The organism is Cupriavidus sp. GW821-FHT07C08 (assembly GCF_059419025.1).
In genome coordinates, this window is record NZ_JBWKQZ010000055.1 from 1 (window position 1) to 14696 (window position 14696).

Sequence of the window (14696 nt, forward strand, 5' to 3'; positions counted from 1 at the left end):
GCAGTGAAAACTGCGTTTTGTCGCCCGTGTTCTCTTGTGGAAGAAATTTTGCCTAAGAGAATGGCCATCTCTGCTAGGACAGAGATGGCCATTGAGAATTACATCAACACTTTAAGCGACCGCCTAGCCCCAAAGGCGGCGTCTCCCATAACCAGCAACAACAGCAAGCAGCTTACTTCCCGCCAACCGTCTCCAGCACCGTCCACTTGCCGCCAACCACCTTATAGACAGTGATACCACCATCCTTCAGGTCGCCACGCGCGTCATACGCCAGCATCTTGGTGGTCACGCCCTGCATATTGGTAGCGGCCAGCACCGGCAGGTAACGCACCGGATCGGTCGACCCGGCCTTGACCATGGCGGACATCATCGCGGTGGCGCCATCATAGGCGTACGGCGAGTAGGTCTGCACCTTCGAGCCGAAGCGCTTCTCGTACTTCTTCTCATACGTGGAGCCGCCAGGCATCTGGTCCAGCGGCAGGCCGGCCAGCGACACCACGGTGCCTTCTGCAGCCGGGCCGGCGAGCTTCAGGAAGTTGTCGGTCTTGGACATTTCGCCCGACACCAGCGGGGCCTTCATGCCCAGTTCCTTGACCTGCTTGGCCATCGGCGCGGACTGGGTCTCGGCGCCGCCGTAGAAGATGATGTCCGGGTTGCTGCGCTTGATGTTGGTCAGCACGGCCTTGAAGTCCACCGCCTTGTCGTTGGTGAACTCGCGGCGCACGATCTTGCCGCCGGCGGCCTTGGCGGCCTTCTCGAACTCGTCGGCCAGGCCCTGGCCGTAGGCGGTGCGGTCATCGACGATGGCGATGTTCTTCGCGCCCAGCTTCTTCACCACGAAGGCGCCGATCACCGAACCCTGCTGGGTGTCGGAGGTCATCATGCGGAAGGTGGTCTTGAAGCCCTGCTTGGTGTATTCCGGCGCGGTCGCCATGGCGATCTGCGGAATGCCGGCGCGGTTGTAGACCATCGACGCCGGAATGGTGGTGCCCGAGTTGAAGTGGCCGAGCATGCCCTGGATGCCGTTATCCACCAGCTTCTGCGCCACCACCGAACCGGTCTTCGGGTCGGCCTGGTCGTCTTCGGAGACCAGCACGAACTTGACTTCCTTGCCGCCGATCTTGGGCTTGGTGGCGTTCATGTCCTCGATCGCGAGGACGATGCCGTTCTGCATGTCCTTGCCGTACTGCGCCTGGCCGCCGGTCATCGGGCCGGCAAAGCCCAGCTTGATTTCCTGGGCCTGCGCGAACGCCGCCGAGGCTGCGGTCAGGCCAGCCAGGGTCAGGGCAACGGTCATTGCCGTCTTGTGGAATGTCGAGTTCATCAGATCTCCTTGGGTCCCAAATGGTGCCGATGTGGTGCCGTTGCCGGCAGTTATATTGGCGCGGCCTGGCAGTGCCGCGCCTTGCTTCCTGTGCGCAACGGGGCGGGATCGCCGCCACCGCTGCGCGCTTCGACATGACGACGTCCGAGGGTTGCCTCAGCCGATCGTCATCAAACTGGCATTGCCGCCCGCGGCCGCGGTGTTGACCGAGAGCGAGCGCTCGATCAGCAAACGGTCGAGCGCGATATTCGGTTCACCTTGCGCCAGGCCCTGCACGCCGATGATCGGACCGGGGCGCACAGCCACCTGTTCGCACACCGTGCGCAGCTGGTCGGAGTCGCCGTGGTGCAGCACCGCATCGATAGCGTTGTCCGCCGCGGTCCAGTCGGCCACCATGCGGACGCGCGATTGTACGCCCTTAGGCAGGCGCGCAAACAGCCCCCGGCTGACAGGGTTTTCCGGCCATACGGCGTCGGCGCCGACGGTCAGCACGGCGCCCAGCTGCAGCGCCAGGTCGGCCTCTTGCGTGGCCAGGCACAGCACGCGCTCGCGCGGCAGCAGGGTGTAGGTGTTGCGCTCGCCGGTGGGGCCGGGCAGCGTCACGGTCAGGCCCGAGGGCGACGCCTGGGCCAGGCGCTCGCAGGCGCCGGCTATCGCCGGCAGCTCGGCACTGGCCCAGGCCTGGAAGGCCGCTGCAGTCTCGTCGCGCAGCGTGGCCGCCTCGGCGCCGCCGCCCGCGTCCGACGCGCGCACGCTGCGTACCACCGCATCCTGCGGGCAGACCGACAGCAGGCGGTGCAGGTACAGCGGGCCGCCCGCCTTCGGGCCGGTGCCCGACAGGCCTTCGCCGCCAAAGGGCTGCACGCCCACCACGGCGCCGACGATATTGCGGTTGACATACAGGTTGCCGACGTGGGCACGGCTGACGATATGCGAGATGGTCTCGTCGATGCGGGTATGGATGCCCAGCGTCAGGCCATAGCCGGTGGCATTGATCTGGCTGACCATGGTGTCCAGCGCCGCGCGCGGGAAGCGCACCACGTGCAGCACCGGGCCGAACACCTCGCGCTTGAGTTCCTCGATGCTGTCCAGTTCGATCAGCGTCGGCGGCACGAAGGTGCCGTTGCGGCAGCTGGCGCCCTGCGCGGCGTTGGGGTCGGCCTGGTGGACACGGCGGCCCTTGGCGCGCATGGCGTCGACATGGCGCACGATATTGCCGCGCGCTTCTTCGTCGATCACCGGGCCGACGTCGGTCGACAGCCGGTCCGGGTTGGCCATGTTCAGTTCCTGCATGGCGCCCTTGAGCATTTCCAGCACGCGGTCGGCCACGTCTTCCTGCAGGCACAGCACGCGCAGCGCCGAGCAGCGCTGGCCGGCCGAATCGAAAGCGGAGCTGAGGACATCGCCCACCACCTGTTCAGCCAGCGCCGACGAGTCGACGATCATCGCGTTCTGCCCGCCGGTCTCCGCGATCAGCGGGATCGGGCGGCCGGCGGCGTCCAGGCGGCCGGCAACGTTGCGTTGCAGGATGCGCGCGACTTCAGTCGAGCCGGTGAACATCACCCCCTTGACGCGGGCATCGCCCACCAGCGCGGCGCCCACGGTCTCGCCGCGGCCCGGCAGCAGCTGCACCGCGCCGGCCGGCACGCCGGCTTCGCGCAGCAGGCGCACGGCGGCGGCGGCGATCAGCGGGGTCTGCTCGGCGGGCTTGGCCAGCACCGGGTTGCCGGCGGCCAGCGCCGCGGCCACCTGGCCGGTAAAGATCGCCAGCGGGAAGTTCCACGGGCTGATGCAGACCACCGGGCCCAGCGGGCGGTGGGTCTCGTTGTCGAAGCTGCGGCGCACCTCGGCGGCGTAGTAGCGCAGGAAGTCCACGGCTTCGCGCACTTCGGCGATGGCGTTGGAGAAGGTCTTGCCGGCCTCGCGCATGATGATGCCCATCAGCGACTGCATCTGGGCTTCCATCAGGTCGGCGGCGCGTTCGAGCGCGGCCGCGCGCACGTCCGGCGGCGTCGCCTGCCAGATCGGCGCGGCATTGACGGCAGCTTGCAGCGCGGCGTCGACGTCGGCCTGGCTGGCCTCGGTGACATGGCCCACGACGTCGCGGTGGTCGGCCGGGTTCAGCACCGGCGCAGTGATGGCGTCGGCAGCGCGCGGCACCTCGGCGCCCAGCAGCGGCTCGGCCACGGCGCGTTCGCTGGTGCCGGCGAGCAGCGCCGACGACAGCGAGGCCAGGCGGTGCTCATTCGCGAGATCGATGCCTGCCGAATTGGGACGGCTCTTGCCGTACAGCGTGCGCGGCGACGGGATGCGCGGGTGCGGCAGGCCCAGCACGCCTTCGTCGCGGTGCATGGCCTCGACCACGGCGACCGGGTCGGCCACCAGCTCGTCCAGCGAGATGGTATCGTCGGCGATGCGGTTCACGAACGAGGTATTGGCGCCATTCTCGAGCAGGCGGCGCACCAGGTAGGCCAGCAGCGTCTCATGCGTGCCGACCGGCGCGTAGATGCGGCACGGGCGGTTGAACTTGCCGTCCGCGGTGGCGCCGACCACCTGGTCGTAGAGCGGCTCGCCCATGCCGTGCAGGCACTGGAACTCATACTGGCCGGGGTAGTAGCTGTGGCCGGCGATCTGGTAGATAGCCGACAGCGTATGCGCATTGTGCGTGGCGAACTGCGGGTAGATCGCGTCCGGCACCGACAGCAGCTTGCGCGCGCAGGCGATGTACGACACGTCGGTGTAGACCTTGCGCGTGTAGACCGGGTAGCCCTCCAGGCCGTCGACCTGGCCGCGCTTGATCTCGCTGTCCCAGTAGGCGCCCTTGACCAGGCGGATCATCAGGCGGTGGCGGCTGCGGCGGGCCAGGTCGATTAGGTAGTCGATCACGAACGGGCAGCGCTTCTGGTAGCCCTGCACCACGAAGCCGATGCCGTTCCAGCCGGCCAGCTCGGGCTCGAAGCACAGGCGTTCCAGCAGGTCCAGCGAGATCTCGAGGCGGTCGGCTTCCTCGGCGTCGATATTGATGCCGATGTCGTACTGGCGTGCCAGCAGCGTCAGCGACTTCAGGCGCTCATACAGCTCGCCCACCACGCGCTCATGCTGCGCGCGGCTGTAGCGCGGGTGCAGCGCCGACAGCTTGATCGAGATGCCCGGGCCTTCATAGATGCCGCGCCCGCGCGAAGCCTGTCCGATGGCGTGGATGGCCTGCTCGTAAGAGGCCAGGTAGCGCTGCGCGTCGGCCTCGGTCATGGCGGCCTCGCCCAGCATGTCGTAGGAGTAGCGGAAGCCTTCGGCCTCGTACTTGCGCGCGTTGGCCAGCGCCTCGGAGATGGTCTCGCCGGTGACGAACTGCTCGCCCATCAGGCGCATGGCCATGTCCACGCCCTTGCGGATCAGTGGCTCGCCGCCCTTGCCGATGATGCGCGTGAGCGCCTTGGTCAGGCCCGATTCGGTGTGGGTGGCGACCAGCTTGCCGGTCAGCAGCAGGCCCCAGGTGGCGGCGTTGACGAACAGCGACGGGCTCTGGCCCAGGTGCGACTGCCAGTTGGCGCCGCTGATCTTGTCGCGGATCAGCGCGTCGCGGGTGGCCTTGTCGGGGATGCGCAGCAGCGCCTCGGCCAGGCACATCAGCGCCACGCCTTCCTGCGACGACAGCGAGAATTCCTGGATCAGGCCCTGCACCAGGCCTTCGCGGCCGGTGCCGACCTTCTGCTCGCGCAGCCGCGTGGCCAGGGTCTTGGCCATCTTGATGGCGGCCTCGGCTTGCTGCAGCGGCAGGCGCGCCTGCTCCAGCAGCACCGGCACGCAATCAGTTTCCGGACGACGATAGGCAGAGGTAATGGCGGCACGCAGCACCGATTGCGGCTGGATGCTCTGGGCGAACTCCAGGAACGGCTGCGGCGCATCGCCATGGACCAGTTCGGCTCCGTCGGCCCCATCCGCGTCGGCGCTACCGGCGGCGCCGGTCTCGTGCGGCAGGTGACCGCGCTCGATCTGCTCGAGATAGGTGAAGATGGCCTGCTTGATCAGCCAGTGTGGCGTGCGGTCGATGGATTGGGCAACGCGCTTGAGGCGGTCGCGCGAGGCGTCGTCGAGCTTGACGCCGAGAGTGGTGGTGGCCATGCGGGCAATTCTCCGAAAGACTGGAGCCGCCGCCGGTGCTACCTCGTCCATGCCGGCAGGCACGGGCGCGCGACCGGCCGCAGCCTGTGAGCTGGCGCGATCTTACTCCCGAAAATCACCAAGGTGCAACCTAGTGCAACCCTATCGAAAACCCTAATGCCAGGGTTGCACCTTTGCCGCCACGCCAGCCGGCTCAGATCCGCAACGGATCGATCTCAAGCTGCCAGCGCACCCCTTTTGCCTCCGTTCCTACATCTGCGAAAGTCTGTACCCACTCAGCCACGAAGCGTTGCAGCACCGGCCGCGATGTGGCCTCCACCAGCATCTGCGCACGCTCCCGGTTGAAGATGCGCACCATCGACATCGGCACCGGGTCGTGCAGTTGCACCTCAGCCGCCAGCGCGCAGGTTTCGGCATGCCGGCGCGCCACTTCCAGGAACTGCAGCGCCCGTTCCAGCTGGCCGTGCTCGGCGGTTACCAGCACCTGGTAGCAGAACGGGGGCAACCCGGCCTGGCGCCGCTCGCGCAACTGGCTGGCCGCGAATCCATCATAGTCGTGGCGCGTCAGCGCCTGCAATGCCGGGGTGTCCGGGTAGCGTGTCTGGATCAGCACCTCGCCCGGCAGGCCGGCCCGCCCTGCCCGCCCGGCCACCTGCATCAGCGAGGCGAACAGGTGCTCGGCGGCGCGGAAGTCGTGGCTGAACATGGCCGCGTCCGGATGGACGATGCCGACCAGGGTCACGCGCTGGAAGTCGTGCCCCTTGGCCACCATCTGCGTGCCTACCAGGATGTCGACCTCGCCGGCATGGACCTCGTCGAACATGGCCTGCGCGCTGCCCTTGCGGCGCGTGGAATCTGCGTCGATGCGGGCGATGCGGGCCTGCGGGAAGCGCGCCGCCAATGCCTCTTCGATCCGCTGCGTGCCGCGCCCCAGCGGCGCTATGTCGACATTGCCGCAGTCCGGGCAGTGGTGCGGCACCGGCGCCTCCAGGCCACAGTGGTGGCAGCGCAGGCGCCGCTCGGGGCGGTGCAGCACCAGGTACGCCGAGCAGCGCGGGCAGCCCGACAGCCAGCCGCAGCTGTCGCAGGCAATCACCGGCGCGTAGCCGCGGCGGTTCAGGAACAGCAGGCTCTGCTCGCCGCGCGCCAGGCGCGCGTCGATGGCTTCCAGCAGCGGCACCGACAAGCCTTCGAACAGCGCGCGCTGGCGCTGGCGCTCGTGGTTCAGGTCGACCAGGCGCACCGTCGGCAGGGTCGCTTCAGCCTGGGCGCGCTCGCGCAGCACCAGCTTGCGGTAAGTGCCCTGCCCGGCCCGCCACCAGGTCTCCATCGAGGGCGTGGCCGAACCCAGCACCACGGCAATGCCGCGCTGCTTGGCGCGCCACACCGCCAGGTCGCGCGCGGAGTAGCGCAGCCCTTCCTGCTGCTTGTAGGAAGTGTCGTGTTCCTCGTCGACCACGATCAGCGCCAGCGCCGGCAGCGACGCCATCACCGCCATGCGCGTGCCCAGCACGATGCGGGCCTCGCCGCGGTGAGCGGCCAGCCACTGCAGGCTGCGCTCCTGGTCGGCCAGGCCGCTGTGCAGCACCGCCAGTGGCAGGTGCGGGAAGCGCGCGGCGATGCGGGCCTGCAACTGCGGGGTCAGGTTGATTTCGGGCACCAGCATCAGCACCTGGGCCTGGGGGTCGCGTTCCAGCACCGCCTGCATCGCATGCAGGTAGACCTCGGTCTTGCCGCTGCCGGTTACCCCGTGCAGCAGGAACGGCGCAAAGCCCTCGGCCTCGGCAATGGCCTGCACCGCGGCGCGCTGCTCGTCGTGCAGCGGCGGCGCGGCCGACGGCGGCTGCGTGGGGTCGGTCAGCAGCAGGGTGCGCGCGGTGCGGCTGGCCTCGACCCAGCCGGCGGCCTGCCATTCGGCCAGGCGCGCCGGTGCCGCCGCGCACAGCACGCGGGCGTCGGCCAGCGTCAGCGGCTCGGCCGCGGCGGCGCGCTCGGCCAGCGCCTGCGCCAGGGCACGCACGCTACGTGCGCGTGGCGGCACGGCAGCCAGCAAGGCCTCTGCATGCCCGGGCAACAGGCGGTATTCGTCGGTGCGGGCACGCTGGGCCAGGCCTGGCCAGCTCTCGGCCTCACGCAGGGCCGGCGGCAAGGCCGGCAGCATCACTTCGCCCAGGCGGCGCTGGTAGTAGCGCGCGGCAAAGGCGGCCAGCTCGATCCAGTCGGGCTGCAGCGGCGCCATCCAGTCCAGGCGCTGCGCCACCGGGCGCAGCCGGTCGGCGGGCACATCGGAGTGGTCGGCGTACGCCACTGCCACGCCAACCATGCTGCGGCGGCCGAACGGCACCACCACCAGGTCGCCCGGGGCGACCTCGGGCGTGGCGAGATAGTCGAAGCAGTCGTCGGCGGGGGTGTCCAGCGCGACCCTGATGACCGGCTGGGCGGCGGCGGACGGCATCACGGCGCCCACCGCCGTGCTGTCATCGACCAGTGGGAGCGCGCCGCTAATTGGCGCCATGCGGCCCTTCCTGGTGCACCGCCTTTGCGCAACCTTTGTGCAACGGGCGGCAGGCGTAATGAGGGTGGAATTCTAGTGTGCGGCGCAACATCAACTTAAAGTAAAACTTCAAATGTGGCCCTAAGTCGATGATAGATGACTGGTTTTCCACTTATTCCACCGCCCCTGTGGATAACTTTGTTGAAAAGTCGCACTGGCTGACCGGAAAGCCCCGAGAAACAAGGGATCCACTGGCATCGGGCCTTCCTTTGCAATTCTTCCAAAGCCTTAAAAATCAAAGGCTTGCAAACATCCCCCGGATAGGTTAGGGAATAACCCTGTCCCGCACTGCGGCAAACCTATCGGTGTGCATAAGTCAAGTACCGCCAGTCAAGTCCGAGCACCTTTTTGGCGAATGCTGGCGAAAAAGTTAACTTGACAGGGTCCGGCGGCGCGGCTCCCGCAGCACTGGGTACGCTGGCGCGCCGGCGCGCTGCAGCGCAGGGCGCCGCAGCAGCAGCCAGGCCGGCCGCATACTGTTACCGTCACTTCCGCGCAGCGCGCAGCTGGCGGCTGTGGCGATGCACTTCGTCCACCAGCACCGAGACATTCTCCGGCGGCGTGAACTGCGAAATGCCGTGGCCCAGGTTGAATACGTGACCATCACTGCCCCCGGCAGCGGCATAGCTGTCCAGCACGCCGCGAACCTGCTCGCGGATCGCGGCCTCGGGGGCGAACAGCACGGTCGGGTCGATATTGCCCTGCAGCGCCACGCGTCCGCCGGTGCGGCGGCGCGCTTCGGCCAGGTTGACGGTCCAGTCCAGCCCGATCGCGTCGGCGCCGGTGTCAGCCAGCGCCTCGAGCCACAGGCCGCCGCCCTTGGTAAAGACGATCGCGGGCACCTGCTGGCCATTGTGTTCGCGCTTCAGGCCGGCCAGCACCCGGCGCATATAGGCCAGCGAGAACGCCTGGTACATGCCATCGGCGAGCGCCCCGCCCCAGGTGTCGAAAATCATCACGGCCTGCGCGCCGGCTTCGATCTGGGCATTCAGGTAGGCCGTCACCGCCTGGGCGTTGATCTCGAGAATGCGGTGCATCAGGTCCGGGCGGCCGTACATCATCGCCTTGACCGTGCGGAAGTCGTCCGAGCCGCCACCTTCGACCATGTAGCACGCCAGCGTCCAGGGGCTGCCGGAAAAGCCGATCAGCGGCACGCGCTGGCGGCCGTCCTGGACCAGTGCGCGGCGGATCTCACTCACCGCGTCAAAGACATACTGCAGCGACGCCATGTCCGGCACCGCCAGTTTCTGCACGTCGGCTTCAGTGCGCAGCGGATGCGCAAAGCGCGGACCCTCGCCTTGCGCGAACGACAGGCCCAGGCCCATCGCGTCGGGCACGGTCAGGATGTCGGAAAAGAGAATCGCCGCGTCCAGCGGATAGCGGTCCAGCGGCTGCAGTGTCACTTCCGTAGCGTAGGCCGGGTTCTTGGCCAGCCCGAGGAAGCTGCCGGCGCGGGCGCGCGTGGCATTGTACTCGGGCAGGTAGCGGCCCGCCTGGCGCATCAGCCATAGCGGCGTGTATTCGGTCGGCTGGCGGCGCAGCGCGCGCAGGAAGGTATCGTTCTGCAGTGCGGTCATGGTCATCCTCGTAAGACCGCCATTCTAAGGGATGGCTGCCGGTGGATGCCGCTCAGACGTCGTCGATCATCCCGGCGAAGGCCGCTGCGGCACGACGCATCCATTCGCGCGCGCGTTCGGCATCGGGCTGCAGCCGCGCGAAGCCGTGGGTCATGCCGCCGGCCTCGATGGTAATCACCGGGGCGTCGTGGCGCACCAGGAAGTCGGCATAGGCCAGGCCGTCGTCGCGCAGCACATCGTGCGCGGCCACCATCAGCACGGTGGCGGGCGGGCGCACCGGCGGTGCGGCCATCAGGTGCACGCGGGGGTCGGGATGGGCAGCGCCCTGCGCCAGGGCCTCGGCGCCGATGAACTGGGTCCAGAACCAGGCCATCTCGTCGCGCGTCAGGCCAGGACCGTCGGCAAAGGCGCGGTAGCTTTCGGTGCTGAGCACCGGTGCCGTCACGGGATAGATCAGCAGCTGCGCATCGACCCGCGCCGTGCCGCCGCCGTTGAGCTGCTGCGCTGCCTGTGCCGCCAGGTGGCCGCCGGCGCTGTCACCCGCCACGGCGAGGAAGTCGGTCGCCAGCCCGAGTGCCTGGCGTTGCCCGGCGAACCACTGCACGGCCTCGGCGGCATCGTCGCAGGGAGCCGGGAACGCGTGCTCGGGGGCGAGGCGGTAGTCGACGCTGGCCACCGCGCAGCCCATGTCGGCCGCCAGCAAGGCGGCAACCGTATGGTGCGTCTGCGGCGAGCCGATCACCCAGCCGCCACCGTGGAAGTAGACCACCAGCCGTGGCGCGGTCTCGCCCGCCGGGCGGAACAGCCTGGCACCCAGCGTGCGGCCGGCGAGCGCAAGCTCCAGGTCCTGCACCGTGATGCCTGCGGGATCCGGCAACAGCGACGCCGCCGCGATCTCGGCAAAGCGGGCCCGCTGTGCGGGAATGTCGGCCGGCGCGGGCACATTGGCGTAGCGCTCCGCCAGGCGGCGGTAATAGGCAAGCAGTTGCGGATCGATGGCCATGGTTGGCGGCTGATGGGAAAGCGGAAAGTGAAAGCAGTGCCGGGCGGGAATCAGTCCAGCCCGAGCTGGTGCGTCAGTTCGACCTTGCTGCAGCAGTCCTGCACCGCCAGCAGGCCGGCATCGGAAGCGCGGCGCACGGCCTGGTCGTTGAGGATGCCCAACTGCAGCCAGACACCCTGCGCGCCAATGGCGATGGCCTCATCGACCACGGCGGGCGTTTCCTCGGCACGGCGGAAGATGTCGACCCACGCGATGGGGCTGCCTGCAGCCGCGGCAGCGTCGGCGGCTTCGCGCAGCGTGGCATGGCAGGTCTCGCCCAGAATGCGTTCGCCGGCATGACGCGGATTGACCGGCACAATCCGGAAGCCGTGCTCCTGCAGGAATTCCGCAACCTCATGGCTGGGACGCTCCGGGCGGTCGGACAGGCCGACCACGGCCACGGTCTTCATCCCCAGCATGGCTTGTATGGCTTGCTGCATCTCAGGGCGCATCGCGTCTCCGGGTGGTCAAGGGCAGGCCCGCGGACATGCAAAAACGCAACGCGAAGGCCACAGGCGTCCTGAATCGTAACCGGAATTGTCACGCAGAGATTGGTGGGGGAGCGAACACGTAAATCGCGTCATTAAAGATAATGCAACGACACGTTTCTACGGTTAAAGTGACGTGAACGCGCGGAAATATGCCGAACACGCCAGATCCCGGCACCTCGGGCTTTCAACTTCTTGCAAAACGATACATTTTGTTACTGCCATGCCGGGGAGTTTCCCCCACAATGCATTGACACACCCGCTGTCCGCGACGTGTGGCGTCCCAGTGAATAAGGCTGTTCAGACTTAAAGGGGCGTGGTGAAGAAAGCCTTTTTGAAGCAGTAACCCGATTTTCCGATCCAGCAGATCGCCGCTGGACCGGAGCACCAGGTAGACCGTTGCAGCGCGTGGCCTTTGCGGCCTCTGGTCGGATATTGGATATCCGTTGCGCCTTGCTTGTCGGCCTGGACCGAACCCGTTCCTTCGAATTGACCCCTCGAAGGGATTTTCCCGTCCGCGCGGAGCCTCCCCGGCCCGCGCGCTTTTTTTTGTCCAGGCAGGACAAAAGCATATCGCCACGCCCAAAAAAAAGGCAGCCATCGGCTGCCTTTTTTCATTGTCGCGCCAGAAAAACAACAGCGCGACAACCGACTAATTGCTTACTTCTTACGACGCAGGCGGGCGATGGCAGCCAGTTGGGCAGCCGCCACGGCGAGCTCGCTCTGAGCGCGTGCCAGATCCAGATCGCTGCTCTGGTTCTGCATCAGCTCTTCGGCAGCACGCTTGGCTTCCTGCGCCTTGGCTTCGTCCAGGTCGCCACCGCGGATAGCGGTGTCGGCCAGCACGGTGACGTGCTTGGGCTGGACTTCGAGAATGCCGCCGGCAACGAACACGAACTCTTCGCTGCCGTCTTCCTTCTCGATCCGCACGGCACCCGGCTGGATGCGCGTGATCAGCGGCGTGTGACCCGGCAGAATGCCCAGTTCACCCGACTCGCCCGGCAGCGCCACGAACTTCGCCTGGCCGGAGAAGATTGACGTTTCCGCGCTGACGACGTCTACAAGAATGGTTGCCATATCAGATCCTTTCTCCTGAAAGCTTTGGCTTCCCGTATCCGGGAAGCAAGTATTTCGCCTTCGTGCCAGGCGCGGCCGCCGCAGACAGTAGATTAACTACGGCAAGGCGGCGGCAACGACGCATGAAGGCGAAAGACGCTGCTTACTGGAGCTTCTTGGCCTTTTCGAAGGCTTCGTCGATCGAGCCGACCATGTAGAACGCCTGCTCGGGCAGGTGATCGCACTCGCCATCCACCAGCATCTTGAAACCACGGATGGTTTCCTTCAGCGGCACGTACTTGCCCGGCGAACCAGTGAACACTTCGGCCACGTGGAACGGCTGCGACAGGAAACGCTGGATCTTACGAGCGCGGTTCACGGCCATCTTGTCTTCCGGCGACAGTTCGTCCATGCCCAGAATCGCGATGATGTCGCGCAGTTCCTTGTAGCGCTGCAGGGTCTGCTGTACGGCGCGCGCAACGTTGTAGTGCTCCTGGCCAACCACTTGCGGGTCCATCTGACGCGAGGTCGAGTCGAGCGGGTCCACTGCGGGGTAGATACCGAGAGCGGCAATGTCACGCGACAGCACCAGGGTCGAGTCCAGGTGCAGGAAAGTGGTAGCCGGCGACGGGTCGGTCAAGTCATCCGCAGGCACGTAGACGGCCTGGATCGACGTAATCGAGCCGGTCTTGGTCGACGTAATACGCTCCTGCAGCTTGCCCATTTCTTCAGCCAGCGTCGGCTGGTAGCCCACGGCGGAAGGCATACGGCCCAGCAGTGCCGACACTTCGGTACCAGCCAGCGTGTAGCGGTAGATGTTGTCGACGAAGAACAGGATGTCACGGCCCTCGTCGCGGAACTTCTCGGCCATGGTCAGGCCGGAAAGTGCCACGCGCAGACGGTTGCCCGGCGGCTCGTTCATCTGGCCGAACACCATGGCCACCTTGTCGAGCACGTTCGAGTCCTTCATTTCGTGGTAGAAGTCGTTCCCTTCACGGGTACGCTCGCCCACGCCGGCGAACACCGACAGACCGCTGTGCTGCTTGGCGATGTTGTTGATGAGCTCCATCATGTTGACGGTCTTGCCCACGCCTGCGCCACCAAACAGACCCACCTTGCCGCCCTTGGCGAACGGGCAAATCAGGTCGATCACCTTGATGCCGGTTTCGAGCAGGTCGGTGGAAGGCGACAGTTCGTCGAACTTCGGCGCCTTCTGGTGAATCGCGCGCCGTTCGTCGGAAGCGATCGGGCCAGCTTCGTCGATGGGGCGACCCAGGACATCCATAATGCGGCCCAGCGTGCCTTGACCCACCGGCACCGAGATCGGCGCGCCGGTGCTCTTCACCGGCATGCCGCGGCGCAGGCCGTCCGACGAACCGAGGGCAATGGTACGGACCACGCCGTCACCCAGCTGCTGCTGGACTTCGAACGTCAGGCCCTTTTCGGCGAACGACGTTTCGCCGCTGTCTTCCAGCACCAGCGCGTCGTACACCTTCGGCATTGCGTCGCGCGGGAACTCGATGTCCACCACGGCGCCAATGCACTGCACAATATTTCCGATACTCATTTCGTATCTCCGATAGCTTGAATTCTTGACGCCTCAGACCGCTGCCGCACCGCTGACGATCTCTGACAATTCCTTGGTGATCGCTGCCTGCCGGGTCTTGTTGTAGTCCAGCTGCAGTTCGCCGATCACGTTCTTGGCATTGTCGGATGCCGCCTTCATGGCCACCATGCGCGCCGACTGCTCGGACGCCATGTTCTCGGCCACGGCCTGGTACACCAGCGCCTCGACGTAGCGGACCAACAGCTCTTCCACCACGGTCTGCGCGTCAGGTTCGTAGATGTAGTCCCACGAGTAGGCGCGCTTCTCTTCTTCCGTCTGCGACAGCTTGTCGGCGGCGAGCGGCAGCAGTTGCTCAACCATCGGTTCCTGCTTCATCGTATTGATGAACTTGGTGTACGCGATGTACACCGCATCGACTTCACCATTGGTGAATGCGTCGAGCTGGACCTTGATCGCGCCGATCAGCTTTTCCAGGTGCGGGGTGTCGCCGAGCTGCACCACATTCGAGGCCACCCTGGCGCCGATGCGGCTCAGGAACTGCATGCCCTTGCCACCGATGGCAGTAGCTTGCACATCCACGCCGCGACCCTGCAGGCTCTTCAGCTCGTTGGTCACCGCACGCAGCACGTTCGTGTTCAGACCGCCGCACAGCCCCTTGTCGGTCGTGACCACGATCATGCCGACGCGCTTGACTTCGCGCTCCTGCATGAACGGGTGCTTGAACTCGGGGTTGGCAGAAGCCAGGTGCGCCGCGATGTTACGCACTTTCTCGGCGTAGGGACGGGCATTGCGCATCCGTTCCTGCGCCTTGCGCATCTTGGATGCGGCGACCATCTCCATCGCCTTGGTGATCTTGCGCGTGTTCTGCACGCTCTTGATCTTGGTTCGAATCTCTTTCGTTCCGGCCATACTTTCCTCTCCGTCCGAACCAGCGCCGCGCCGGCGTTAGCCAGGCGCGGCGGCGGT

The 14696-nt window shown here is 66.5% G+C and carries 9 protein-coding genes; all 9 read right to left on the reverse strand.

Annotated elements, in window-relative coordinates; genetic code table 11:
* Positions 1 to 172: 172 nt before the first annotated feature.
* The 9 genes from AC07UK_RS37705 to atpG all read right to left on the reverse strand — a co-directional run bounded on the left by AC07UK_RS37705 (position 173) and on the right by atpG (position 14639).
* The gene (locus tag AC07UK_RS37705; RefSeq protein ID WP_013958377.1) at positions 173 to 1324 is read right to left on the reverse strand and encodes a branched-chain amino acid ABC transporter substrate-binding protein; all 1152 of its coding nucleotides are present in this window, start codon (positions 1322 to 1324) and stop codon (positions 173 to 175) included.
* Positions 1325 to 1480: 156 nt separating this feature from the next.
* Positions 1481 to 5446 (reverse strand): trifunctional transcriptional regulator/proline dehydrogenase/L-glutamate gamma-semialdehyde dehydrogenase, encoded by a 3966-nt coding sequence (gene putA, locus AC07UK_RS37710; RefSeq protein ID WP_436222940.1) that lies wholly within the window; start codon positions 5444 to 5446, stop codon positions 1481 to 1483.
* Positions 5447 to 5639: 193 nt separating this feature from the next.
* Positions 5640 to 7961 (reverse strand): primosomal protein N', encoded by a 2322-nt coding sequence (locus AC07UK_RS37715; RefSeq protein ID WP_436222941.1) that lies wholly within the window; start codon positions 7959 to 7961, stop codon positions 5640 to 5642.
* 524 nt (positions 7962 to 8485) lie between these two features.
* Complete coding sequence (gene hemE, locus AC07UK_RS37720) at positions 8486 to 9577, reverse strand: uroporphyrinogen decarboxylase (RefSeq protein ID WP_436222942.1); 1092 nt, start codon at positions 9575 to 9577, stop codon at positions 8486 to 8488.
* A 52-nt stretch (positions 9578 to 9629) separates the two neighbouring features.
* Complete coding sequence (locus AC07UK_RS37725) at positions 9630 to 10580, reverse strand: alpha/beta hydrolase (RefSeq protein WP_114131721.1); 951 nt, start codon at positions 10578 to 10580, stop codon at positions 9630 to 9632.
* A 50-nt stretch (positions 10581 to 10630) separates the two neighbouring features.
* The gene (locus AC07UK_RS37730; RefSeq protein ID WP_114131722.1) at positions 10631 to 11071 is read right to left on the reverse strand and encodes a CoA-binding protein; all 441 of its coding nucleotides are present in this window, start codon (positions 11069 to 11071) and stop codon (positions 10631 to 10633) included.
* Positions 11072 to 11767: 696 nt separating this feature from the next.
* The gene (locus AC07UK_RS37735) at positions 11768 to 12184 is read right to left on the reverse strand and encodes a F0F1 ATP synthase subunit epsilon (RefSeq protein WP_114131723.1); all 417 of its coding nucleotides are present in this window, start codon (positions 12182 to 12184) and stop codon (positions 11768 to 11770) included.
* 142 nt (positions 12185 to 12326) lie between these two features.
* Positions 12327 to 13730 carry a F0F1 ATP synthase subunit beta gene (gene atpD, locus AC07UK_RS37740; RefSeq protein ID WP_013958384.1) on the reverse strand — a complete coding sequence of 468 codons (1404 nt, stop codon included), beginning with the start codon at positions 13728 to 13730 and terminating at the stop codon, positions 12327 to 12329.
* A gap of 33 nt (positions 13731 to 13763) precedes the next feature.
* Entirely contained in the window at positions 13764 to 14639 is an 876-nt protein-coding gene (gene atpG / locus AC07UK_RS37745; protein WP_436222943.1) for a F0F1 ATP synthase subunit gamma, read from the reverse strand.
* Positions 14640 to 14696 lie beyond the last annotated feature (57 nt).